The sequence below is a fragment of the Nocardia sp. KT25-26 genome (assembly GCF_056627695.1).
Window position 1 is genome coordinate 3,847,806 of record NZ_CM152813.1, and the last position, 23,672, is coordinate 3,871,477.

24 protein-coding genes are annotated in these 23,672 nt (G+C 70.9%); 6 read left to right on the forward strand and 18 right to left on the reverse strand.

The annotated features are described in order from the left end of the window. Window positions 1–115: 115 nt before the first annotated feature. The 3 genes from AC1HFH_RS17525 (at window position 116) to AC1HFH_RS17535 (ending at window position 2,291) form a co-directional block, all read left to right on the forward strand. On the forward strand, window positions 116–256 hold the full coding sequence (locus AC1HFH_RS17525) for a hypothetical protein (RefSeq protein ID WP_480243868.1): 141 nt from the start codon (window positions 116–118) through the stop codon (window positions 254–256). 13 nt (window positions 257–269) lie between these two features. Further along, window positions 270–407, forward strand: coding sequence for a hypothetical protein (locus AC1HFH_RS17530; RefSeq protein ID WP_480243869.1), 138 nt, complete (start codon window positions 270–272; stop codon window positions 405–407). A 219-nt stretch (window positions 408–626) separates the two neighbouring features. Next, the gene (locus tag AC1HFH_RS17535) at window positions 627–2,291 is read left to right on the forward strand and encodes an amidase (protein WP_480243870.1); all 1,665 of its coding nucleotides are present in this window, start codon (window positions 627–629) and stop codon (window positions 2,289–2,291) included. Window positions 2,292–2,305: 14 nt separating this feature from the next. Here AC1HFH_RS17535 and AC1HFH_RS17540 read toward each other — a convergent pair whose 3' ends face one another. The 10 genes from AC1HFH_RS17540 to AC1HFH_RS17585 all read right to left on the reverse strand — a co-directional run bounded on the left by AC1HFH_RS17540 (window position 2,306) and on the right by AC1HFH_RS17585 (window position 12,690). After that, a complete protein-coding gene (locus AC1HFH_RS17540) occupies window positions 2,306–2,809 on the reverse strand; it encodes an arginine repressor (RefSeq protein WP_480247879.1) in 504 nt (167 codons plus the stop codon). After that, window positions 2,806–3,732: an ornithine carbamoyltransferase gene (gene argF, locus AC1HFH_RS17545; RefSeq protein ID WP_480243871.1), complete on the reverse strand. Its 927-nt coding sequence runs from the start codon at window positions 3,730–3,732 to the stop codon at window positions 2,806–2,808. Before argF ends, AC1HFH_RS17540 begins: the two co-directional genes overlap by 4 nt. After that, on the reverse strand, window positions 3,733–4,932 hold the full coding sequence (locus tag AC1HFH_RS17550) for an acetylornithine transaminase (protein WP_480243872.1): 1,200 nt from the start codon (window positions 4,930–4,932) through the stop codon (window positions 3,733–3,735). After that, window positions 4,929–5,831, reverse strand: a complete 903-nt coding sequence (gene argB / locus AC1HFH_RS17555; RefSeq protein ID WP_480247880.1) for an acetylglutamate kinase — start codon at window positions 5,829–5,831, stop codon at window positions 4,929–4,931. Before argB ends, AC1HFH_RS17550 begins: the two co-directional genes overlap by 4 nt. Before the next feature lie 17 nt (window positions 5,832–5,848). Further along, on the reverse strand, window positions 5,849–7,060 hold the full coding sequence (gene argJ / locus AC1HFH_RS17560; RefSeq protein ID WP_480243873.1) for a bifunctional glutamate N-acetyltransferase/amino-acid acetyltransferase ArgJ: 1,212 nt from the start codon (window positions 7,058–7,060) through the stop codon (window positions 5,849–5,851). Then, a complete protein-coding gene (gene argC, locus AC1HFH_RS17565; RefSeq protein ID WP_480243874.1) occupies window positions 7,057–8,118 on the reverse strand; it encodes an N-acetyl-gamma-glutamyl-phosphate reductase in 1,062 nt (353 codons plus the stop codon). The genes argJ and argC overlap by 4 nt, the downstream gene beginning before the upstream one ends. A 27-nt stretch (window positions 8,119–8,145) precedes the next feature. Further along, window positions 8,146–9,384 (reverse strand): cation:proton antiporter, encoded by a 1,239-nt coding sequence (locus AC1HFH_RS17570; protein ID WP_480243875.1) that lies wholly within the window; start codon window positions 9,382–9,384, stop codon window positions 8,146–8,148. 88 nt (window positions 9,385–9,472) lie between these two features. Beyond that, window positions 9,473–9,964 (reverse strand): pyridoxamine 5'-phosphate oxidase family protein, encoded by a 492-nt coding sequence (locus AC1HFH_RS17575; protein ID WP_480243876.1) that lies wholly within the window; start codon window positions 9,962–9,964, stop codon window positions 9,473–9,475. A 53-nt stretch (window positions 9,965–10,017) separates the two neighbouring features. Further along, the gene (locus AC1HFH_RS17580; protein WP_480243877.1) at window positions 10,018–11,316 is read right to left on the reverse strand and encodes a type III PLP-dependent enzyme domain-containing protein; all 1,299 of its coding nucleotides are present in this window, start codon (window positions 11,314–11,316) and stop codon (window positions 10,018–10,020) included. A 276-nt stretch (window positions 11,317–11,592) separates the two neighbouring features. Further along, window positions 11,593–12,690 carry an FAD-dependent oxidoreductase gene (locus AC1HFH_RS17585; protein ID WP_480243878.1) on the reverse strand — a complete coding sequence of 366 codons (1,098 nt, stop codon included), beginning with the start codon at window positions 12,688–12,690 and terminating at the stop codon, window positions 11,593–11,595. Window positions 12,691–12,791: 101 nt separating this feature from the next. Here AC1HFH_RS17585 and AC1HFH_RS17590 point away from each other — a divergent pair, with 101 nt between their 5' ends. Continuing rightward, a complete protein-coding gene (locus tag AC1HFH_RS17590) occupies window positions 12,792–13,358 on the forward strand; it encodes a TetR/AcrR family transcriptional regulator (protein WP_480243879.1) in 567 nt (188 codons plus the stop codon). 15 nt (window positions 13,359–13,373) lie between these two features. Here the strand turns inward: AC1HFH_RS17590 and ppc are convergent, their stop codons facing one another. From ppc to AC1HFH_RS17620, 6 genes are all read right to left on the reverse strand, one after another. Then, window positions 13,374–16,130, reverse strand: coding sequence for a phosphoenolpyruvate carboxylase (ppc, locus tag AC1HFH_RS17595; protein ID WP_480243880.1), 2,757 nt, complete (start codon window positions 16,128–16,130; stop codon window positions 13,374–13,376). Between the two features lie 72 nt (window positions 16,131–16,202). Next, entirely contained in the window at window positions 16,203–16,790 is a 588-nt protein-coding gene (locus AC1HFH_RS17600) for a GTP-binding protein (protein WP_480247881.1), read from the reverse strand. Window position 16,791: 1 nt separating this feature from the next. Beyond that, window positions 16,792–17,145 (reverse strand): DUF742 domain-containing protein, encoded by a 354-nt coding sequence (locus tag AC1HFH_RS17605; RefSeq protein WP_480243881.1) that lies wholly within the window; start codon window positions 17,143–17,145, stop codon window positions 16,792–16,794. Then, window positions 17,142–17,570: a roadblock/LC7 domain-containing protein gene (locus tag AC1HFH_RS17610; protein ID WP_480243882.1), complete on the reverse strand. Its 429-nt coding sequence runs from the start codon at window positions 17,568–17,570 to the stop codon at window positions 17,142–17,144. Before AC1HFH_RS17610 ends, AC1HFH_RS17605 begins: the two co-directional genes overlap by 4 nt. Continuing rightward, a complete protein-coding gene (locus AC1HFH_RS17615) occupies window positions 17,567–20,095 on the reverse strand; it encodes a sensor histidine kinase (protein ID WP_480243883.1) in 2,529 nt (842 codons plus the stop codon). Before AC1HFH_RS17615 ends, AC1HFH_RS17610 begins: the two co-directional genes overlap by 4 nt. A gap of 213 nt (window positions 20,096–20,308) precedes the next feature. Next, a complete protein-coding gene (locus AC1HFH_RS17620; RefSeq protein WP_480243884.1) occupies window positions 20,309–20,866 on the reverse strand; it encodes a sugar O-acetyltransferase in 558 nt (185 codons plus the stop codon). 54 nt (window positions 20,867–20,920) lie between these two features. Between AC1HFH_RS17620 and AC1HFH_RS17625 the strand changes: the two genes are divergently transcribed. Next, window positions 20,921–21,229: a hypothetical protein gene (locus AC1HFH_RS17625; RefSeq protein WP_480243885.1), complete on the forward strand. Its 309-nt coding sequence runs from the start codon at window positions 20,921–20,923 to the stop codon at window positions 21,227–21,229. A 288-nt stretch (window positions 21,230–21,517) separates the two neighbouring features. Further along, window positions 21,518–21,967: a GNAT family N-acetyltransferase gene (locus AC1HFH_RS17630; RefSeq protein WP_480243886.1), complete on the forward strand. Its 450-nt coding sequence runs from the start codon at window positions 21,518–21,520 to the stop codon at window positions 21,965–21,967. Window positions 21,968–22,071: 104 nt separating this feature from the next. On the opposite strand, the gene AC1HFH_RS17635 is transcribed toward AC1HFH_RS17630, so the two are convergent. Then, window positions 22,072–22,452: a VOC family protein gene (locus AC1HFH_RS17635; protein ID WP_480243887.1), complete on the reverse strand. Its 381-nt coding sequence runs from the start codon at window positions 22,450–22,452 to the stop codon at window positions 22,072–22,074. Then, the gene (locus tag AC1HFH_RS17640) at window positions 22,445–23,473 is read right to left on the reverse strand and encodes a DUF2157 domain-containing protein (RefSeq protein ID WP_480243888.1); all 1,029 of its coding nucleotides are present in this window, start codon (window positions 23,471–23,473) and stop codon (window positions 22,445–22,447) included. The genes AC1HFH_RS17635 and AC1HFH_RS17640 overlap by 8 nt, the downstream gene beginning before the upstream one ends. Between the last annotated feature and the right edge of the window lie 199 nt (window positions 23,474–23,672).

Here is a 23,672-nt window from a genome sequence, read left to right on the forward strand (position 1 = left end):
AGCGAACACTTGGCGACCACGGCACGATATGAGACTCTGGTCACATTCATATCCGAACGGCATCGAACGGGTCCGCACACCCGATCGCACCACCGGCAAGACAAGGAACCAGACCATGGACCAGCTCCGCCAGCTCGCCGAGGACAATTACGAGCTCATCGAATACGTGGTGGTCGGGCTGGGCGACTGGGGACTGTCGGTCGCCAAGCTGGTGATCGACCTCGGCACCCCGATCCTGCAGAACTTCTTTGCGTGAGAGCAGGCCCGATATGAGCGCAGACGACCTCCTGCAGTTCCTCTCCGATCACTACGAGGACATGGCGACGATGGGCCTGGACGTCGGCCGGATCGTGGTCGATATGAGCGCACCACTGATCCTCGCGATCCTGGATTTCCTCGCCTCCTGAGGCGACGGGATGCTCCACCCTGCACCCATAGGTCCACTGCCGGGCACTCCCGGCAACCCGGCACCCGAACATCCGGTCACCTGAGCCCGAGTTGCACCGGCGTGTCCGTGACGGCGCGACTCGCATACCGCCGGTCGGACGGCTAGCGTGGTCGGGTGCCCCGGGATCGTCCGGATGCGTATGACCGAGCCGTTGCAAGTTTCGAAAGCGACCCATCTCATGACACCGCGCCTGTCCCGGAGAGGTTTCGTGCGCGCCGGTCTCGGCGCCGGAGCACTCGGCGCCGGATTGAGCACTGCGGCACTCACCACGGGCGGCCGCGCAAACGCGCTCCCCGCCCGGCAGTCGCCCGCGCTGCCGGACCCCGCCACGGTCACCGAAACCGATCCCGCGCTGCTCTCGGCAGTGCAAGCGGCGGCGCTGCTGCATGCCAAGCAGTTGCATCCCCGGGAACTCCTGGATGCCTGCCGACGCCGCAGCCAGGCCTTCGACGGTGCCGTCAACGCCTGGGTGCGCACCTACCCCGAGATCGGGAACGAACAGGCGGAGCACGCGGCGCAGCGCCTGCACGACGGCGACGCCCCACTGGTCTGCGGGCTCCCGATCGGCGTCAAGGACCTGATCGCCGTCGAAGGGTTGCCGCTCACCGCGGGCAGCCGGATCCTCGCCGACAACATCGCCGCGGGCGACGCCACCGTGTGGCGACGGCTGCGGGAGCAGGGCGCGGTGCTGTTCGGCCATGCACGGACCTCGGAGTTCGCCATCATGACCAACGTCGCGGAGGTCGGCAACCCGTGGGACAACGGTGCCAGCGTGGGCGGCTCCTCCGGGGGCAGCGCCGCAGTCCTGTCGGCTCGCTTCGCACCGCTGGCGCTGGGCACCGACACCGGTGGATCGCTGCGGATCCCGGCCTCACGCTGCGGCATCAGCGCGATCAAACCGACCTACGCCCGGGTCAGCAAACACGGGGTCATTCCGTTGATGTGGACCCGGGACCATCTGGGCGCGATGGGCCGCAGCCTGGCCGATGCCGCACTGCTGCTGTCCGCGATCGCGGGCACGGATCCGCACGATCCACTGACCGGGCTCGCGCCGCCGATCCCGGCCGACGGCTTCGCGCTGCACGTCCCCGACCGGGCGAAACCCCTGGCCGGCCGCCGATTCGGGGTCCCGTACCATCTGGCAGCCGACCTGCCCGCACCGCTGGACGAGTTGTTCACCGGGTTCCTCGACCGGATCACCGACCTGGGTGGCACCCTGCAGGATGTCACGATGCCGGAGACTCCGCAGGGGCTGGTGACCGGCGATGCGGTCGAAATGGGTGCCTACCACAGCCAGTGGTCGGACCGGATCCTCGAATACGACCCACGCTCGGCCGCGGCGATCGGCACCGGACTCGCCGGGCTGGCGATGCCTGCGCTCGACTATCTGCGGTTGGACCGGGAACGGGCCCGCTTCCAGAAGGCCTACAACCGGCTGTTGGTCGACAACGACCTCGCCGCGGTGGTGTTGCCGGTGGTGCACGACGACCGGGTCGACCGGCACGATCCGATCGGCAATCCGCTCGACCGCACCGACATGGTCAGCTGGGCCAACTACTGCGGCGCCCCGGCGATCGCCCTCCCGGCGGGCCGCTCGCGGGCTACCGGGCTGCCGTTCGGTGTCCAACTCGGGGCGCTCCCGTGGGACGAGGCCGAACTGATCACCCTGGGCCTGCACCTGCAGCGTGCGGACCGGTCCTGGCAGGAGCTGCCGCCCCTGGCCGAGGCACCACGCGACCTGCCCGACACCAAGCGCAGCGCACCGGGGCCCGGGCCACATCCGACCAACACCGACGCGGTCGCTCCCTCGATCAACTTCGTGCCGACCACCATGACCGCCTGACCGGTCCGGACCGGTCAGGCCAGCCGTTCGATCCGTTCCGCGAGCTCGGCGCCGGTGAGCGGTTCCCGGGCGATCACCGCGATGGTGTCGTCCCCGGCGATGGTGCCGACCACATAGGGCAGTGCGGCCCGATCCAGGGCACTGGCCAGATAGTGGGCGGCACCGGGCGGGGTACGCAGCACCGCGAGATTGCCGCTGGCGTCGGTGGAGACGAGCAGATCGCCGAGCAGTTTGGCGAGCCGGGTGGTGCCGCCGGTGACCCCGCGCACCGGGCTGCCGTCCTCGGGCACCACGTAGACACCCGCTCCCCCGTCGGCGGCCCGCAGCTTCACCGCGCCGAGCTCGTCGAGATCGCGGGAGAGGGTGGCCTGGGTGGTCTCGATCCCCTCGGCGGCCAGCAATGCCGCCAGTTCGGTCTGGCTGCGCACCGAATGGGCCGACAGCAGCTCCACGATCCGCTGCTGGCGGCCCGCCCGGGTGCGTGCCGTCGCCGGGCCACCCCCGTTCCCCGGTTTCATCGTCGGGCCAGCAGCCACACCAGCAGCGCCTTCTGCGCATGCAGCCGGTTCTCGGCCTCGTCCCAGACCGCACTGTGCGGGCCGTCGAGCACCTCGTCGGTGATCTCCTCACCGCGATGTGCGGGCAGGCAGTGCAGGACCAGCGCGTCGGAGGCCGCGCGGGCGAGCAGGTCGGCGTTCACCTGGTAAGGGCGGAACGGGCCGATCCGGTCCAGGCCGTCGTCCTCCTGGCCCATCGAGGTCCAGGTGTCGGTGACCAGGACGTCGGCACCGTCGGCGCCGGCCGCCGGATCCGTCGTCACCCGCACCCGCGCACCGGTTTCCGCGGCCCGCTCGAGCACGGCGTCGAGCACCCAGGGCGCCGGTTCGAATTCGGCCGGGGCGGCGACGGTGACGTTCATTCCGGCGGTCACCCCGCCCAGCAGCAGCGAGTGCGCCATGTTGTTGGCGCCGTCGCCGAAATAGGTGAGGTTGCGGCCGGCCGGCGGGCCCAGGTGTTCGGTGATGGTCTGCAGGTCGGCGAGTACCTGGCACGGGTGGAACTCGTCGGACAGCGCGTTCACCACCGGTACGGTCGCCGTGGCGGCCATCTCGTCGAGACGCTGCTGGGCGAAGGTACGCCAGACCACGGCGTCGACATAGCGGGACAGCACCCGGCCGGTATCGGCGAGGGTCTCGTCCCGCCCCAGCTGCGTGGTCCGGCCGTCCACCACCACGGCATGCCCGCCGAGCTGTGCGATGCCCAGTTCGAAGGAGAACCGGGTGCGGGTGGAGTTCTTGTCGAAGATCACCCCGACACCGCGGGGACCTTCCAGGGGCCGATGCGCGAACGGATGCTGTTTCAGCTCCGCTGCCAGAGCGAGGATCTCGGCCTGTTCGGCCGGCGTCACGTCGTCGTCGCGGAGAAAGTGCCGGACGGTCATCTACTTGCTTCCCTTCGCGTCGGCGGCGGCCGCGTCGAGGATCTCGGGCAGGTCGGCCACGAAGTTGTCGGCCTGGGTTTCGGTGAGCACCAGGGGCGGCGCCAACCGGATCACCTCGGGTTTGGCCGGGTTCACCAGGTAGCCGGCGGCGCGGGCGCGCGCCTCCACCTCGGCGGCGATCGGCCGGCGCAGCACGATGCCGATCAGCAGGCCGGCGCCGCGCACGTACTCGATCTCCGGGTGCTCGAGCAGGGCGATGCCGTCGCTGAGCTTTTTGCCCACCCACTCCACATGGCCGAGCAGATCCTGTTCGTCGATGGTGCGCAGCACCGCCAGCGCCGCTGCCGCACACACCGGGTTGCCGCCGAACGTGGTGCCGTGCATTCCGGGCGCCAGCAGTTCCGCTGCGCGGCCCTGTGCCAGCACCGCGCCGATCGGCAGTCCGCCGCCGAGCCCCTTGGCCAGCGTGATGACGTCGGGCACGATGCCGGCGCTCTGGTGCGCGTAGAAGGCCCCGGTCCGGCCGATGCCGGTCTGCACCTCGTCGAGGATCAGCAAGGCGCCCATCCGGGCGGTGATCTCGCGGGCCTTGGCCAGGTAGTCGAACGGCGGCACCACCACACCGCTCTCGCCGAGCATCGGTTCCAGGAATACCGCGGCGGTCTCGGTGTCGACGGCCCGGGCGAGTGCCTCGGCATCGCCGTAGGGCACGTGCAGCACCCCGGGCGGCATCGGCTCGAACGGTTCCCGCTTCGACGGCTGCCCGGTCAGGGCCAGCGCACCCATGGTCCGGCCGTGGAACGCATCCTGGCAGGCGATGATCTTGGGCCGGCCGGTCAGGCGGGCGATCTTGAAGGCAGCTTCGTTGGCCTCGGTCCCGGAGTTGCAGAAGAACGCCCGGCCGTGCCCGTCACCGAAATGGGCCAGGAGTTTCTCGGCCAGTTCGATCACCGGCTCGCTGGCATAGATGTTCGAAACGTGGCCGAGGGTGCCGAGCTGCTGGGTCACCGCTTCGAGGATCGCCGGATGGGCGTGACCGAGGCTGTTGACCGCGATGCCGCCGAGGAAGTCGACGTACCGTTTGCCGTCGGCGTCGTAGACCACCGCGCCGGCGCCCCGGACCAGCGCCACTTTCGGGGTGCCGTAGTTGTTCATCATCGCGGCCGACCACCGCTGCTGCAGTTTCGCTACTTCGCTCATGATCTCGTTCCCTCGGGTCCCGGGGTCACCATCGTGCCGATGCCTTCACCGGTGAACAGCTCGAGCAGGACCGAATGCGGTACCCGCCCGTCGATGACGTGCGCGGTCGGCACGCCGCCGCGCACTGCCCGCAGGCAGGCCTCCATCTTCGGCACCATGCCCGCATCCAGGCTCGGCAGCAGCTCGGCGAGCGCCGCGGCGTCGATCCGGCTGGTCAACGACGAGCGGTCGGGCCACTCGGTGTAGAGACCCTCCACATCGGTGAGCACCACCAGCTTCTCCGCGCCGATGCCTTCGGCCAGCGCCGCCGCCGCGGTGTCGGCGTTGATGTTGTGCACGACGCCGTCGGCGTCCGGCGCGATGGTGGACACCACCGGGATGCGGCCGGCCCCGATCAGGTCCAGTACCGCATCCGGGTCGACTTCGGTGACATCGCCGACCAGGCCGATATCGGTGGCGGCGCCGTCGACCACGACGGTGCGCCGGGTCGCGGTGAACAGCCGGGCGTCCTCGCCGGAGATGCCGACCGCGTACGGGCCGTGCGTATTGATCAGGCCGACCAGTTCCCGGCCGACCTGACCGAACAGCACCATGCGCACCACATCCATCACCTCGGGGGTGGTGACCCGGAAGCCGCCGCGGAACTCACCTGCCATCCCGAGCCGGCCCAGCATGGCGTTGATCTGCGGGCCGCCACCGTGCACCACCACCGGATGCACGCCCACGGTCCGCAGGAAGGCCATATCAGCGGCGAAGGCACGTTTCAGCTCGTCGTCGACCATGGCGTTGCCGCCGTATTTGACCACGACGATCTTGTCGCGGAAGCGTTGCAGCCAGGGCAGTGCGCCGGCGAGTACGTGGGCCTTGTCCAGGGCGGACAGCGCCTCGGTCGCGGACATCGCGTTCGTCGTTTCGCTCATGAGCTGTAGGCCGAGTTCTCTTCGACGTAGCCGTGCGACAGATCGGTGGTACGGACCATCGCACTGCCGGTGCCGATGTTGAGCTCCACCTGCACGTCGATGTCCGGCCCGGACAGGTCGACCTCCCGGGCGCCGGGCGCACCTGTGGTGCCGACACACACCGGGCTGCCGTTGAAGGAGACGTCGATGCGATCCGGGTCCAGGGTGATCGGGGCGATGCCCAGCGCGGCGGCCACCCGACCCCAGTTGGGGTCGGAGCCGAACAGGGCGGTCTTGACCAGGCTGTCCCGGGCGACGGCCCGGGCACCGATCAGTGCCTCGTCGTCGGAGGCCGCACCGGATACGGTGATCCGCACCCGTTTGGTGACGCCTTCGGCGTCGGCCATCAGCTGTTCGGCGAGATCGTCGCAGACGGCGAGTACCGCGGCATCGAGTTCCTCCTGTGCCGGGCTCACCTCGGCGGCGCCGTTGGCCAGCAGCAGCACCGTGTCGTTGGTGGAGCAGGAACCGTCGACGTCGAGCCGGTCGAAAGTCAGCCGGGTCGCCTTGCGCAGCGCCTCGTCCAACTGTTCGGCGGAGACCGCGGCATCGGTGGTGAGCACCACCAGCATGGTGGCCAGCGACGGAGCGAGCATCCCCGCGCCCTTGGCCATCCCGCCGACGTTCCACTTGTCGCGGTGGTGGAAGGCGGCTTCCTTCGGGACGGTGTCGGTGGTCATGATGGCGTATGCGGCGTCGGCGCCGCCGGACATGCCGCCGCCCATCTCGTGCACGATCTCGGTGACCCCGCTGCGCACCGCGTCCATCGGAAGCCGGTCCCCGATCAGGCCGGTCGAACAGACGGCGACCTCACCGGCACCGGTTTCGGTGCCCCAGTTGCTCAGTTCCGCCGCGACGGCCTCGGCGGTCGCGTGGGTGTCCTGGAAGCCGCCGAAACCGGTGCAGGCGTTCGCCCCACCGGAGTTGAGGATCACCGCGCGCAGCCGGCCTGCTTTCAGCACCTGCTGTGACCACAGCACCGGTGCCGCCTTGATCTTGTTGGCAGTGAACACGCCGGCCGCGGCGTAATCCGGCCCCTCGTTGAGCACCAGGGCCAGATCCGGATTGCCGTTGCTCTTGATACCGGCCGCGATTCCGGCGGCCCGGAAGCCCAGCGGGGCAGTCACGCCCTGGGTGCGGACCAGTTTGCCTGCCTCGGTTGTCGTCACGGTGCCACTCCTACGGTGGAAAGCCCGGCGGTCTCATCGAATCCGACGGCCAGGTTCATCGATTGCACCGCCCCGCCGGCGGTGCCCTTGGCAAGGTTGTCGATCGCGCCGATCACGACGAGCCGGCGGGCGGCCTCGTCGACGGCCACCTGCAGGGTGACCGCGTTCGAACCGAGCACCGAACCGGTCTGCGGCAGGACGCCTTCCGGCAGCAGCTGGACGAACGGCTCGTCGGCGTAGGCCTTCTCGTACACGGCACGGGCCTGCGCGGCGTCGACGGTCACCGGCGCGGTGCAGGTGGCCAGGATGCCGCGCGGCATCGGCGCCAGCACCGGGGTGAACGACACCGAGATGTCCTGCCCGCCGGCGGCCTTCAGGTTCTGCTCGATCTCCGGGGTGTGCCGATGGGCACCGGCGATGTTGTAGGCGCGCACCGAACCCATCACCTCGGAGCCGAGCAGGCCAACATCGAGTTTGCGCCCGGCGCCGGAGGTTCCGGTGACGGCGACGATGTTCACCTCGGGTGCGACGATGCCGGCCGCCACCGCGGGCGCCATGGCCAGGCTGCACACGGTGGGATAGCAACCGGGCACCGCGATCCGCCGGGCACCGGTGAGCCGGGCCCGGGCGCCGGGCAGCTCCGGCAGCCCGTAGGGCCAGCTGCCCGCATAGGGGGTGCCGTAGTACTTCTCCCAGGCGGCCGCGTCGGTGAGCCGGTAGTCGGCGCCGCAGTCGATGATCACCGTGGATTCCGGCAGCGCTGCCGCGATCGCCGCGGACTGCCCGTGCGGCAGTCCCAGGAAGACGACGTCGTGGCCGGCCAGTTCCTCGGGCGTGGTGGCGGCGAGCACCCGGTCGGCGAGCGGCAGCAGATGCGGTTGCAGCTCACCGAGCGGCGTTCCGGCGTTGGCCCCGGCGGTCAGCGCCCCGATCTCGAGGCGCCCGGCTCGGTATTCCGGGTGCGCCAGCAGCAGGCGCAGCACCTCACCGCCGGCATATCCACTCGCACCGGCAACCGCCACCCGCAGTACGGGTCCCTCCGACGTATCAACGACCATGTGATGATTATGCACGACAGTGCAAGCTCATTCATCCCTGGGTTGCCCGGCAGTCGCGGTGGACCGGTCCGCCGCCCCGATCAGATGCGCCAGCAGCGGGAACACCAGCACAGTGGTGGCGCCTGCCGCGACCAGCGTCGACGCCACCTCGGTGTCCATCAGCCCGGTCTGGGTGGCCACCTGGGTGACCGCGACGATGATCGGCAGCCCGGTCGCCGCGTACAGCGCCAGCTGTGCCCGCTCGTGCCGGCTCGGCAGATTCTGTCCGTGGACCAGGAAGCGTTCGCTCAACCAGACCGGCAGTCCGCGCGCCACCGCGATCGCCAGCACGAAGAACAGCCACAGCATCGGCTCCTGGGCCACCGCGCCGACGTCGATCCCCATTCCGGAGACGACGAAGAAGACCGGGATCAGCAGTCCGTAGCCGATCGCGTTCAGCGAATCGTCGACTTCGGGGTGCCCCGCGGCGATCAGCCGGCGCAGGATCATCCCCGCTGCGAAGGCGCCCAGCACCACATCCAGCTGGAACTCCTCGGCCAGCACCATCAGGGTCAGCAGGAGCAGCAGCACGCCCCGCACCGGCAGCTGCGAAGTGCTGTCGCCGAGCCGGGCCACCGCGGCACCGAGGTCGGGGATCCGGTCGAACATCCGCACCTGCACGACCCCCAGCAGTAGCGCGGCGACCAGGAACAGCACCAGGACCGCGGCCGCGGAGCCGAAACTACGGCTGGTCAGCAGCAGCGACATGGCCAGCACGGGGCCGAGTTCGCCGACCGCCCCGTGCGCCATCACGGCCCGTCCCAGCGGTCGATCCAGCAGTCCGGCCTGTTTCACGATCGGCAACAGGGTGCCCAGGGCGGTCGAGGTCATCGCGATCGCGACGGCGATCCGGGTGGTGCCCCCACTGTCCGAGGCGAGCAGGCTGACCAGGCCGAACGCGAAGATCAGGCAGACCAGCCAGACGAACCAGGCGGTGCGGCCCGGTTTGCCGCGCATCAGATCCGGATCGAGCTCGTAACCGGCAAGCAGGAACAGCATGCCCAGCCCGAGTTCCGAGATCAGGCCGACACCGCCACCGGGGGACGCCCAGCCCAGCCCGTACGGACCGATCGCCGTCCCGGCCAGCAGCAGGATCACCACACCGGGCAGCAGGCCGCGCAGCAGCCGGGAGATGATCGGCGCGAGCACTGCGACCAGCGCGATCCAGCACAGCGAGACGATCGGCGAGGGACCCGAGTCGAGTGCTGCCTCGGCCAGTGTGGTCATCCGGCAATCGTGGCACGGTGCGGGCGCGACTCCCCGCAACGGCGCGCACGGCGGATCGCGCAGGCCGGCACCCGATCCGGCGAACCGATCAGGTGCGCCGGACGACCCGTTCCGCCTCGCCCGGATTCCAGACGGTGATGTCGAGGTGGTCACCGGCGACCTCGACACTCGACGCGCCGGTCAGGTCCGCGATATAGAACCTATCGAAGGTCTCACCGCGGATATCGAATCCGGTCTCGTCGAACAACTGCTGAGCGAAGCGGGCATGCACCTCGGGATCGGGCAGGTCGACGGCGACCCCGAACAGCTTCGCGTCCCCGTCACTGACCTGGGTGTCCACCGTCGCGGTGTGCAGGCAGAAACGCGGGTCACGGGCGAGGTCGGCGAACTTCCGGGTCCCGGGCATGCCGACCAGCACCAGCATGTCCTCGAAGATCCGGGGTTCCATCGGACTGATCCGCGGCGACCCGTCGGCGCGCACCGTCGCGAGCATGCACAGGTTGCCGGCGGCGGTGTGCCGCCGACGGAAGATCTCCGCGATATGCGGCGCCTGCCCGGTGAACTCGGTCCATGTCGTCATGGGCCGACGGTACGCCCGGGCACCGACAGTTCGGTGGATCCGGAACGGGCCGGTCAGAAGAAGGTGTGCACCAGGTCGACGATGCGTGGCTGCGGCGCGCGGGCGTCGTCGACGACCGGCACCAGCTGCCAGCGGTCGAAGGCGGTGCACGGATGCGACAGACCCAGCCGGATCACCTCACCCACGGCGGGTTCGGTCCTGGCGGCGCCGGGCAGGCGCAGGAAGGCGTGCTGGTCGTTGAGCCCGGTGATCTCGGCACCGGCGGGCAGCGCCGGCTCCGGGCGGCCGCGCACCAGCTGGGGCACCGGCAGGCCCAGATCGAACGGGAAGTCGCGTTTGCCACCGTCCAGCAGGGCCAGGTCGGGCTCAGGTCGCGAGACGATCCGGGACCATCCGTGCATGGCCGCCCGCAACGCCGGGCCCGACGCTGCGGTCAGCGGCGAGATCCCGGCGTAGAAACCGTCGTCGTGGATCAGGGACGCGCCGCTGCGCAGCACGACCGTGGCCGGTTCCGCGGCTGCAGCCAGGGGGGCGAGGTGCTCGGCGACCAGGTCCGGGTAGGCGCTGCCACCCGCGGTGACCACGGGTCGTCCGGGGTATCGGCCCGCGGCGGCCAGCTCCCGATGCAGCCGGACCAGTTCGGCCAGGTAGGCGTGCACCACGGCCAGGGCGGCGGTACTGCGGTCCCGAGCCAGTGCGGCCTCGTAGCCGCCCACACCGGCGAGGGTCAGCCGGGCGCTGCCCGCCACGGCGGCGGCGATCTCGTGTCCTTCGGCCACGGTGCGCGCGCCGGTCCGGCCGCCGGCGCCGCCGAGTTCGACCAGCACCGGCACCGGTGGACCGGATGCGCACCCGGCCAGTACCTCGTCCATGACCGCCACGGTGGCGAAGCTGTCCGCCCAGCAGTAGATCTCGACCCCGGGATCCGCGGTGAGCTCCGCCGCGACCCAGGACAGGCCCACGGGATCGATCAGCTCGTTGGCCAGCAGGATTCGCCGCACCCCGAACGCGCGCGCCACCTGCGCCTGCCATGCGGTGGCCAGGGTGATCCCCCAGGCACCGGCGGCAAGCTGCCGCTGCCACAGCTGCGGCGCCATGGTGGTCTTGCCGTGCGGCGCCAGCCACAACCCGGAAGCCGCCGACCAACCGGCCACCAGCTCGGTATTCGCCGCGAGCGCAGTGGCATCCAGGGAGAGCAGTGGCGTCTGCCAATCGGTGAGTTCCGGCGCCGTGTCGAGGTAGTCCCGCACGGTGACGCCCCACGCCTGTGGTGGTGCACTCTTGTGCCCGGGACCGAGAACCACGTCGTCGAGTGCGGCGACCGCCTCGGCATCGATTCCTGGATTCTGCATCGGTCCTTACTACCGCACGGCGGTGCATGGGTCGGCGCACGAGCACCGCCGGCGCGGCCGATCGGCCGATCGGCCGGACTGCCGGCCGGCCCGGGTGCTGCCTGCTTCACCGAGTCGCACCGGGAACCGTCCGTTACGCGGGCCGACGATGCCCGAGACCGGCCGACCCCGCACTCCGGCCGCGCTGCGCCGGATCGGCGCGTTCGGCCGGTGCTGCCGGACACGCCCGCACCGCCCTCGCCCCGACCACGGGGCCACGCAGTGGCGCACGCCGATTCAGCACGTCCAGTCGAGCACCGGCCCGAGGCTCCGCAACTGCAGCGAAGCGGGTGTCGCCCTGAGTACCGCGTCCCGGACGGTCACCAGCGGGCCGGCCGACAGCTGGGCGATCGTGCCGATCCGCGCGGAACGGGACGCCACCATCCGGGTACGGGGCCGGCGCAGCCGGTCGTAGCGGTCCAGGCCGCCGGGCTGCCCGGCGTGTTCGGCCAGTACGACCGCATCCTCCAGGGCCTGGCAGGCACCCTGCCCCAGGTTCGGGGTCATCGCGTGTGCGGCATCGCCCACCAGCGCGAGACGTCCGGCGACGAAGGCCGGCAGGGCGGGCAGGTGGTGGATGTCGTTGTGCAGCATGGTCTCATCGGCGGCGGCCGCCAGCAGTTCGGGGATCGGCGCATGCCAGTCGGCGAAGCGGGCCCGCACCTGCGCCGGGGTGTCCGGGGCCCCTTCGGGGGCGTTGTGGACGGCGAACCAGTACACCCGCCCGTCGGTCAGCGGGGCGAGCCCGAAGCGGGCGCCGCGGCCCCAGCTCTCGCCGTATTCGCGCAGAGGTTCGATACCGGTGAGCACCCCGCGCCACGCGGTGTACCCCGCATAGCGGGGCGTGCTCCCGGGACTCACCGCGCGGCGCACCACGCTGTGCAGGCCGTCGGCGCCGACCACCAGGTCCGCGGCCACCCGGCCGCCGGCATGGGTGACAGTGCCGTCGGTGTCCACCGATTCCACCGCGATCCCGGTGTGCAGCACCGCATCCGGCAGGGCGTCACGGAGCAGTTCGAGTAGTACCGCGCGGTGTATCACGACCGGTTCACCGAATCGGGCCCGCATCTCGTCGTGGTCGGTGCGGATCAGCCACCGGCCGCGGCGATCCCGGATTCCGGCCGAGGAGTCCGGCACGGCTTCCGCACGCACCTGCGCACCGACGCCGAGTGCATCCAGGGCGCGCAAGGCATTGGGCCACAACCCGATTCCGGCACCCACCTCGGCGATCCGCGGCGCCCGCTCGAAAACCTCTACGGACCAGCCGCGCCGGGTCAGCGCCAGCGCTGTGGCCATACCCCCGATTCCGCCGCCGATCACCGTGGCAGTCGACATCCGATCCTCCCTTCCGTACTCCGATGAGGCGACGGTACTACCTCTGTAGTACCCATGACTACAGATGTAGTGCACCTCACTACAGGGGTAGTATCCCGAGCGTGCCAACGCAACGGGAACGAATCCTCGACGCCGCAATCGAGCTACTCGGCAGTCGCGGGCCACGCGGACTGACCCATCGGGCCGCGGATGCCGCCGCCGGCGTTCCGGCCGGGTCGACGTCGAATCACTTCCGGACCCGGGAGGCACTGCTCTGCGGGGTCACCGAACACCTCGAACAGCTCGACCACCGGGAGTGGGCCGGCGCGGACCCTGCCGTGGCCGCGGACCCGGACCGGCTGGCCGCGGCACTGGCCGCCTTCGTCGTCCGGGCGGCCACCACCGACCGGCCCCGGACGCTGGCCCGCTACGCGCTGTATACCGAGGCCCGCACCCTGCCCGCCGTCCGCGCCGGACTCGACCGCGGCCATCGCCGGCTCCGCGAGCGTGCGGCCGAACTGGCGGCCGGCGTCGGACTCGGCCCCGCCGACGCCCGGATCGTCGTCGACTACCTGGACGGAGCCGTCCTGCACCGCCTCACCGGCGCCGAATCGGACGGGATCGAGGACGATCCGGGGCCCGGCATCCGGCGCCTGATCGACGCGCTGCGGCCCGGCCCGCCACGGTGACCGCGCCCCGCCGGATCAGCCCGAGTTGCGCAACGCGGTAGCCAGACCGTTCATCGTGAGCAGAATGCCGCGTTTGACGAGTTCGGAATCGTCACCGCTGCGCAGCCGCCGCAACAATTCGACCTGGAGCTGGTTCAGCGGCTCCAGGTACGGGAACCGGTTGTGGATCGACTCGGCCAGCGACGGGTTGTCGCTGAGCAGTTCTTCGTCGCCGGTGATCGACCGATACATGGCGACGGTGCGGTCGAATTCGGCCCGGATCATGCCGAAGATGTGCGCACGCAACTGTTCGTCGGCGACCAGGTCCGCGTAGCGGGCGGCGATATCGAGGTCGGCCTTGGCCATCACCTGCGCCAGATTGGACAGGACGGTGCGCCAGAACGGCCAGCGGTGATAGAGCTCGGTCAGGCGCGCCAGCCGCGCCGGATCGTCGCCGACCCAGTCCTGCAACGCGGTACCGGTGCCGTACCAGCCGGGCAGCATCACCCGGCTCTGACTCCACGACATCACCCAGGGGATGGCGCGCAGATCGGCGACCGAGTTCGTCTGTTTCCGGGAGGTGGGGCGGCTGCCGATATTGAGATCACCGACCTCGGCCACCGGCGTCGACTCCCGGAAGTACTGCACGAATCCCGGGGTGTCGTGCACCAGTTCGGCGTAGGCGGCCCGGGCCCGGGCCGCGAGGTCGTCCATCAGCCGGTAGGCGTCGTCGGCGTCTGCACCGAGCCCTTCGACGTCCAGCAGGGTGGATTCCAGGGTCCCGGCGATGAGGGATTCCAGGTTCCGGTGTGCCGCACCGGTTTCGGAGTACTTGGCGGCGATAACCTCGCCCTGTTCGGTGAGGCGCAGCGACCCTTGCACGGCACCGGCCGGCTGGGCGAGGATGGCGTCGTAGCTGCGGCCGCCACCGCGGCCGACCGTGCCGCCGCGGCCGTGGAAGAGACGCAGCGCGACGCCGCTGGCGCGGGCGGCCTCCACCAGGTCCAGTTCGGCCCGGTACAGCGCCCAGTTGGCGGCGAGATAGCCACCGTCCTTGTTGGAATCGGAATAGCCGAGCATCACTTCCTGGCGCATTCCGGCCTCGGCCACCAGATCGCGGTACTCGGGTATCCCCAGTGCGGCGGTCACGGTGTCGGCGCCGGCGGCCAGATCCTCGATGGTCTCGAACAGCGGCACGATGCCGACCGGGCTCGACGGCCGCTCCCCCGGATCGCCCGGATCCAGGATGCCGGCCTCCTTCAGCAGCAGTGCCGCCTCCAGGATGTCGCTGACCGAAGTGCACATGCTGATGATGTAGTTCGGGATCGCGTCGGGGCCGAAGGTGTCGATCACCTCGGCGGCCGCCCGCAGAATGCCGAGCTCCTTCGCTGCGGTCTCGCTCAGATGCGCATGCGGGCCGAGCAGCGGGCGCCGGGTGCGCAGTTCGGCCGAGAGCAGCTGCACCCGTTCGGCTTCCGGCAGGCTCCGGTAGTCGCTGTGCACGCCGGACCAGGCGAGAAGCTCCGCGACCACCTGTTCGTGCACATCGGAGTTCTGCCGCATATCCAGCCCCTGGAGATGGAACCCGAAGGTTTCCAGGGCGTGTCGCAGGCGGGCGAGGCGGTCGTCGGCGAGCAGGTCGTCACCGCTGGCGCGCAACGACCGGTCGACCGCGTCGAGGTCGTCGAGGGCGGCCTGCGGCGTGGCATACGGTTCGGCCTCGGTGGGCAGGCCGTGGGCGGGCAGCTCACCCAGGGCGCGGCGCGCGGTGGCGCTCAGCCGGGCCCGGATCCGGTGCAGCGCCCGGCGATACGGTTCGTCGGCGTGTGCCGCGGGGTCGGGGTAGCCGATGTCGGCCAGCGCGGCGACCTCGGGTGTCACCGGGATCAGGCGCGCCGACTGCGACAGCGCCTTCTCCAGTTCGACCAGTTCGCTCAGGTAACGCCCGAAAGCGAAGCCCGCCGCCTCGTGCGCGGCGGTGCGCACCACCTCGGCGGTGACGAACGGGTTGCCGTCCCGGTCGCCGCCGATCCAGGAGCCGGGCCGCAGGATCGGTCGTGGCAGCAGGTCCTCGTCGGGCCAGCGGTCGGACAGGGCCCGGCGGACCTCGGCGTTGATCGCCGGAATCACCTCGTAGAGGGTGAGATCGTAGTAGCGCAGCCCCACCGCGATCTCGTCGGAGATCCGCAGCCGGGCCAGCCGGATCAGCGCGGTACGCCAGAGCGTGAGCACGGCGCGACGGATCTCCTGCTCGATCCGGGCGTGTTCGCGTTCGGTGTCGGCGTAGCGCTGCCGCCGCCGCATCAGCTCGGTGATCTCGGCCTGGACGTCGAAAACGGTGCGCCGGCGGGTCTCGGTGGGGTGCGCGGTGATGACCGGGGAGACCAGGGCGTCGGTGAGCTTGGTGGCGACCTCCTTGCCGGTCGGCCCCGCGGCGTCCAGCTTGGCGTACGTGGCGGCCAGGGACGAGTCCTGCGGCGGCTCGCCGGCCGCCTCGTGCGCGGCGCGGCGCCGGTCGCGCTGGATGTCCTCGGCCAGATTGGCCAGCAGGACGAAATACGTGAAGGCACGGATCAGCGGCAGCGCCTGCTCGATGGTGACCCCGTCCAGCATCTCGGCGACCGCACTGCGTTCCACCTCCTCGCGGCGCACCCGGAACGCCTCGATCCGGACCTGCTCGATGAGGTCGAACACCTCGGGGCCTTCGTGATCGCGAATGGTGTCGCCCAGGATCCCGCCGAGGAACCGGATATCCTCACGCAGCGGGCGGGTGGCTTCCTGCTCGGTCTCCATGTCCCCACAGTATTGCCGCAGGCCGCCGACCGCCCACCGACGCGCGGTGGTGCGACCACCCCGGCCTGCCGGTCAACTCACTGCCCGATGCGATGCGGCGAGCTGCCGGGTGAGGACCTGCTCGAGCAGGACGACCAGGACGTCGCGAACCGATTCGCGGCGCCGGGCGTCGCATTCCAGCAGCGGGATCCATGCGTCGAGTTCCAGCGCCTCCCGCACCTCGTCGAGCGCGAACCGGGCGGCGCCGTCGAAGCGGTTCACCACCACCACGAACGGTGTGTCGTGCTCTTCGAAGTAGTCCAGAACCGGGAAACAGTCCTCGATGCGATCGGTGTCGACGATCAGCACCGCGCCGAGTGCCCCGTCGATCAGGTCGTCCCAGAGGAAGACGAACCGGTCCTGGCCGGGGGTGCCGAACAGGTACAGCAGCAGCCGTTCGTCCAGGCCGACCCGGCCGAAGTCCAGTGCCACCGTGGTCGCGGTCTTGTCCGCCCGGTGGCCGGGATCGTCGACGCCGATCGACACCTCGGTCATGGCCGCCTCGGTGACCAGCGGCTCGATATCGGAGATGGCGCCGATGAAGGTGGTCTTACCCACCCCGAATCCGCCGCTGACGACGACCTTCACCGACGACGGCAGGGCGGGCGCCGCGGCGGGCATATCAGAGTCTGCGAACAAGGTCCCGGATCCTCTCGATGGCGGCGGTGGACAGTTCCGGCGCATCCCGCACGGTGACGTGGCCGGCGGCGGCGAGGTCGCTGACGATCACTTTGGCGATCCCGACCGGTACCGCGAGATCGGCACCGATCTCGGCGATCGAATGCGGGCGGCGGCACAACTGCACCACCCGCCGCTGTTCGAAATGCAGCCGTGCGGTGGGGGCGGTCGGTGGTGTCTGCACCAAGGTTTCGATCCGCAAGCCGGGCAGCACCGGCACGGTGCGGCCGGCGGTCACGATGAACGGGCGGACCAGGCGGTCCCCGGCCGATCCGGGCCGGGCGGAGGGTCCGGTCATCTGCGCAGCGCCTCGCGCAGTTCGGCGATGGACGCCGGGTGCAGCAGCGCACCGGCACGGTCGGCGAGCGCCGACATCTCGTAGCCGACCAGGCCGACATCGCAGCCGCCGTCCGCGATCACGCCCAGGCAACTGCCGTCACCGAGCGCCGACACCAACAGGAAACCGCGATGCATCTCGATCATGATCAGCCGCAGCCCGGCGAAGTCGTAGCTGCGGGCCGCGCTGCGGGCCAGCCCGGTGAGCCCGGAGACCATGGCGGCGAGCCGGTCGGCACCGGCCCGGTCCAGGCCGCCGGACATGGCGACGAGGAGTCCGTCCGAGGACACGGCGACCGCGTCCCGGACACCGTCGGTGTCGCGGACGAAGTTGGCGAGCAGCCAGTCGAACGACTGCGGGTCGGCACTCTGGAGCTGAACGGTCACCGGTTCTCCTCGGGGTGTGTCGGATGCTGGGGACAGTCGTCGGTTCCGGCTGCGTCGCCGGCCCCGGGGCGGCGGCGGTGGTGGCCCGCCCGAAATGCGGTGAGCCGGCGGCGGACCTGCTCCGGGGTGTGTTCGATCACCGGCGCCGGGGTCACCGGGGCGGCCGGTGCCGCGGCCCGGGCTCGACGATCGCGGCGGCCGCGTCTGACGAGACCGTTCCGGGTGCGCTGCACCGGCCCCGGCAACGCAGCGACGTCCGGGACCGGGTCCGGCCCCGCCGATCCGCTGCCGGGCTCGGCCGATGTGGTACCCGGTGTGGCCGCAGGTGCGCCGCCCCTCATCGACGCCGCACCTGCCGGCCACGGGGTGCGGCCGGCACCCGGTGCACCGGCCCGGGCAGGTCGGAGACCGGCCGGATCGGTCGTATTCCCGATCGCCGCGCCGGTACCCGGGACCGGGCCGGGCGAGCCGTCGGCACCCGCACGACTCGACCCGCCCGGCCCCGGCACATCCTCCGGACCGCCCCCGGTCGACGTCTCGGTGCCGCCCGATTCGCTCGCGCCGACCCGTGCCGGTGGCTCATTCCGGTGCGGTGTTCCCGGAGCGCTGTCGTCGCCGGCGGCGATCAGATCGGCGGGCAGCCGGAGCCGGGCGACGACCCCGTTCACCGGCGCGGTCTGCAACTCCACGTCGATACCGAGCCGCCGGGCCAGCCGGCCGACCACGTAGTGGCCCAGATTGCGGTCCGGAGCCACGACGAAGTCCTGATCACCGCGCAGCCGGGCGTTGGCCCGCGCCAGCCGCTCCGGCGGCAGGCCGACACCGTGATCGACCACGGCCAGCAGGTATCCGCCGGAGACGGCCCGCCCGTACAGCTCCACCTCGAGCTCGGGTGGCGAGTAGGCCAGCCCGTTCTCGATCAGTTCGGCGAGCAGGTGCGCGAGATCGCTGACCGCACCGCCCGCGATCAGCACATCGTCGACGCGGCGCAGCACGACCCGGTGATAGTCGTCGACCTCGGACAGTCCGGCGCGCAGTACGTCGGTCAGCGGGATCGGCTCGGTCCACCGGCGCGGCGACTCCGCACCGACCAGCACCAGCAGGCTTTCGGCGTTGCGGCGCATCCGGGTCGCCAGGTGGTCGAGTTCGAACAGCCGCGACAGGGTCTGCGGGTCGAGTTCGTCGCGTTCGAACGCACTGATCGCGGCGAGCTGCCGGCGCACCAGATTCTGGTTGCGCCGGGCCAGGTTGGCCAGCGATTCGGTGGTGTTCCGCCGCAGCAGCGCCTGATCGGCGGCCAACTCCACGGCGGTGCGCTGCACCCGGTCGAAGGCGGTGGCGACAGCGGCGGTCTCGGCGCTGGAACCCACCGGCACCGGTACCGGCTCCAGGTCCGTAGGCGCGGTGCCGGTACCGTCGCGCCAGGCGGCGACCGCGGCGGGCAGCCGATGGGTCGCGACGGTGTCGGCCGCTTCGGCGAGTTCGGCGAGCGGGCGGACGACGGCACGGATGGTGGCGACCAGCAGGGCCAGTTCGGCGGCGACGATCAGCACGGCGGCCAGCGCGACCGCCGCCAGGGTGAGGGCCGCGGTCCGGCGCAACGTGTTCGCCCGTTCCCGGATGTCGGCGCCGATCTGCTGTTGCACGACTCGTTCGGCATCGATCACCGCCGTCATGTGCTGCCACCATCGTTGCGGATCCACCGGCCGCGGCAGCGGCCCGGCCGACGCCGCGCGGGCAATATCGGCCGAGGTTGCCGCGGCCACCGCGTTCGGCCCGGTCGTCACGGCATCGAAGGCATCGCGCCTGGTATCGGTCGCCGACCGATACAGCGCCGCGACCGCAGCGGTCCGGGCCGCGCGGATCTCCAGGAAGCGCAGATACTCTCCCGGCGCGAACGCACCGGCGGCGAACACTCCGTTCAGGAAACCACGCTCCTGGCCGGTGTACTCCTTCACGGCGCCGAGCGCGTACAGCGCTGTCAGGGCGTCGCGCAGCTGCTGGTCCACCGCGTGCCCGATCCCCACAGCCGTGTCGTTGAGGGCGGCGATGGCGTCGGTGTAGAACTGGAACGCTGCGTCCCGGCCGGTGTGACCCGCATCGATACGCTCCCGTAGGCCGGCCAGCCCGGTCAGGCGTTCCAACGCGGTGCGCACCCGGTGGGTCCCGGGCGGCGCACCGGACAATGCGGTGCCGAGTGCCGCGGCTGCGGTGTCGGTGGCCGCGCGCTGGTCGCCGATCCGGTCCCGCACGCGGTCGTCTCCGCCGAGCAGCCCGTTGCTGAGACCCCGTTCGCGCTGCAGTTCGTGCACCAGATCCTGGACGACCAGTGCGGTGGCCACGGATTCGGCCGTACGCCCGGCATGCCGGAACTCCCGGATCTGCCCCAGCATCGTGACGACGAGCAGGACCAGTGTCACCGCCAGCGCCGGTCCGAGCACCCGGCCGAGCCGGCCACGGATGGTGCCGCGCCGTCGCGCCGGGCCGCTACGGCGTGGCCACACCGGCCGCGATCGTGCACCCACCGCCACTCCTGGGTTTTCCGGCCGCTCGGTGCGGCACATCGACAGTCAGGAGCAAACTGACACGGCAGCGGCGGGCGGGCAATCCGAGGCCGGGCCCGGGAGAAGTTGTTCCCGCGATGGATACACGGTGGAAATGCCGCAACCGGTTTGTGGCCGAGTGCTCACCGCCGATCGGCACGGGCGGTCAGCAACCGCAGGGCCAACGGCAACGCCTCACAACGTCCGGATCACCCGGGCCGGGTTGCCGGCCGCGAACACCCGGTCCGGCAGGTCCCGGGTGACCACGCTCCCCGCACCGACCACGACATCGTCGCCGATGGTGACGCCCGGGCAGACGATCACGCCGCCGCCGAACCAGGCGTTGTCGCCGATCCGGATGGGTGCCGCCGACTCCCAGCGCTGCCGGCGCAATTCGTGATCGGTCATCGGATGCAGTGCGGTCAGCAGCTGGCAACGCGGGCCGATGGAGCAGTCGTCGCCGATCACGATCGGGGCGCAGTCGAGCAGGATCGCGTCGTAGTTGAGGAAGCTGTTGGCGCCGATCTCGATGAGATACCCGTAGTCGCACTGGAATCGGGGCATCACCCAGGATCCGGCACCCAGTTTGCCGAGTAGCTCGGTCAGGATCGCCGTCCGGCCCGCCCGGTCGTCCGGGGCCGAGGCGTTGAAATCGGCGCACAACCGCTGGGCCCGCAGTCGTTGCGCCACCAGTTCCGGATCACTGTCCCGATACAGCTGTCCCGCCAGCATCCGCTGCTTCTGGCTGCTCATCCGGCGAGCCTACCGGTAGCCGCGAAAACGCCTGCCTGACATAGGATCGGCGAGGTGAGAACCGCATTGCTGACCGTCCTGGCCGCGCCGCTCGTCGCCGTGGCCCCGCTCGCCGTGACGGCTCCGGCGCACGCCCAGTCCGCCGACGCCCCGCCGCACATCTTCACCCCGGAGGAACGTTGCGACGGCACCCGCAACGTCGTCGACGGGATCCGCAGCCACGCGCCCGAGGCCACCCCCGAGCAGATCGCCGACATCTGGGTCGACTACCTGGAATCGAAGGGCGCATACGACAAGTGGGACGGCAAGGAACGGGACCGGCAGCGGCTGCTGGAGGAGATCGAACGCTGCGGCCTGGCCTGATATCGCCGGCGCGGGCCTGTTCGAGCGATACCGACGATCGGAGCCCCGAGGTCGGGAGTCGAGCATCGCTCGGCCTCCGGCCGAGCCGCACCGACCATCTGCCCGCGAAACCAGCGAACCGGGCATGCCCGATCGGCCCGGGCGCAACCCCGGCGGCCCACGCAGCATGCGCGCCCCCGGGCCCCGCTCCCCGGCGGCATGCGGCGGGGCGTGCCTCGATCCGGCCGGCCGCTGCGACGCGCCGCTGCCCTGCCGAAACTTACCGCCCGCTCGCGGCACACTGACCGCATGGACGATCCGATCGCCGTCGTGCCGATGACCGTGGCGCACCTTCCGCAGGTGCTCGACCTCGGGCACCGGGTGTACGACAGCACCGTCAAGCCGTACACCTCGTGGTCGCTCACCGCGATCGCCGAACACTTCGACAGCCCCACCGCCGCCTGCCTGGTCGCCGCCGACGGCGATCGGCTCGCGGGTTTCGTCCTCGGCTCGATCGGCTTCGAACGCCGTGCCGACTGGGGACATCTCGAGTGGATCGCCGTCGACCCGGCCGCCCAGGGCCGTGGCGTCGCCACCCGCCTCGTCGCCGCATGCAGTAACGCCCTGTTCGGCCACGGCGCCCAGCAGATCGTCACCGATGTGGAACAACGCAACACCGCCTCCACCGCCCTGATGACCCGCGCAGGCTTCTCCCCTGCTGCCACCGTCGTCCTGCTCACCCGGTCGCGACCGGCCTGAGCCGACTCCCGGATGGCGTCGACCGCGCAGCAGCACCATCCGGCCTGCCGTGGCGCCCGGCACCTCGATCCGGAGCTTCGATCGTGGTTCGAGGGCCGATCGGATCACGGCGTGTTCAGGAACCAGCGGTGGCCGAACGGGTCCCGGAAGACCGCGACCCACCCGGCGGGTGGGCTGTCCTCCGGTCCGCGGTCGAGCACGGTCCCGGCCGCGGTGATGCGGGAGGTGACGGCGTCGACATCCGGCACGGTCAGATGCAGGCTCACGCTTGCACCGCGCTGCGGATCCGGTGGCGCCACACCGGCCTCGGCGAACGCGTCGGACATCATCCAGCGGGCGCCGCCGATCGCCAGCTCCACATGTCCGATCCGGCCGTCCGGCATCTCGATGGGCGGGTAGACGATCTGCGCGCCCAGCACCTCCGTGTACCAGTCGATCGCGGACCGGGCATCGGCCACACAGATGTACGGGGTCATCTCATTCATCGCTGCGCTCCGATCGGTCGGTGACGGTTTCGGTGGCTTCGGGTTTCCGGCTCGGCCGGGTCAGCAGGACAACGGCAATGCCGAGGACCAGGGCGCCCAGCACGAGCACCGCTCCGGTGGCGGTCGCGGAACCGCCGGTCCAGTGTCCGACGGCTTCTGCTGCCGCCAGCGCCGCGGCCCCGGCGCCGCCGAGGACCAGCAGCCAAGACCGGTCGGTGAGGTACAGCCCGACGCAGACCACCGCCACCAGCGCGGTGAGCAGGTAGGCGGCGACCAGGTCCGGTCCGATGCCGGCCAGCTGGGCACCGAACACCGCCAGCACCACTCCGATCAGGTAGCCCGCCCACCGCTCGCCGATGAATCCGGCCCGGGTCATTCCGAGCCAGGCCAGGCCGACGACCAACAGCCCGACGCCGGGCCAGCCGTTACGCAGCTCCAGCAGGGAATCCGCTACACCGGGCCCGACCGCAGCGCTGAACGCCGCGCACACTGCGAGGCCGAGCAGCGACGGCACGGCTCGATAGCCGAGTGCCGAGAGCACCAGGCCCACCAGACACGCGTACACCCAGGCGACGTCCCCGCTCCCGTCGTCCAGCACCAGATAGACCGCACTCGCGACGAAGATCGCGGACAGCGCGAGCAACACCGTGGTCAGTCGGTACCGGACAGCGGCGACGTCCGGTACCGACCCGGCACGCAGCCGAGCGGTCATCACGGCCGGCCCGCCGACCAATCGCACAGCACCCGCCACGGCGCCGCCGGCGAGCAGCAGCAGGATCGTCACCTGGAGCACTCGGCCCAGGTCGTCCCAGGAGTCCGCCAGCAGGAGCGTCACACCCGCGATGAGCAGTGCGGCCCCCGCATACGCTGCCACCTCCGCGGCGACCCGCGATCGCGGTGGCCGGGGCTCCGGCTCGGCCAGCGCCGCCAGGACCGCGTCCAGCTGCTCCGGACGCAACACCCCTGTCTCGACGAGCCGGTGCAGTGCGGCGGTGTTCGCCACCGGAATCTTGCGACCCATCCCGCCAGTATGGCGCCTCCCGCAGGCCGCGCCCGTCCACAGCTGCGGTCGTGAGCCGGTTCGACTGCGCTATTCGCATACAACCGAGTCCGAGAATGCAGATCCGGCCGATTCGGCATCTGTTCCGTGCGAACAGCGCAAGACTTACCCATCCGTGCCTGCCCCGATGCACATCGAAGCCGTGTCGGCAGCGTTCGGC